The 358-nt window shown below is 47.2% G+C and carries 1 protein-coding gene; it reads left to right on the forward strand.

The genetic code is table 11. The features are described from left to right. Positions 1–113: 113 nt before the first annotated feature. Positions 114–260: a hypothetical protein gene (locus tag FS628_RS31590; protein ID WP_186328025.1), complete on the forward strand. Its 147-nt coding sequence runs from the start codon at positions 114–116 to the stop codon at positions 258–260. The last annotated feature ends 98 nt before the right edge of the window (positions 261–358 follow it).

Here is a 358-nt window from a genome sequence, read left to right on the forward strand (position 1 = left end):
ACTTGGGAGGCAAAAGGGTAATGGAAGATTACGAGGTTGAACCCGAGTTGATGGGGATAGTGGGCGAGATGGTAGATAGGTAGGGATGTTTCTTCGGGATTGGGAGGATATGGGTGAGTGAAGATGATGGTTTTGGTGGCAGTGTTGTGAGGAGGAATATAGGATGGGTGGATGGTGGGGGTGGGATCTGGTGGGGGAAAGGTGATGTGTTGGTAGTTGATGTTGTTGGGGTGGATTGGATTGGAGAAGAGAGGCGGTAGAGTTGGATTGGATAATAGGGATGGGATATAAGCATGCAGTGGAATAAAAGAAAAGAGGAGAAAAAATAGAAGGGAGAGGAGGAAGGGTAGGATAATAT

The organism is Paenibacillus xylanexedens (assembly GCF_007676705.1).
GTDB lineage: Bacteria > Bacillota > Bacilli > Paenibacillales > Paenibacillaceae > Paenibacillus > Paenibacillus xylanexedens_C.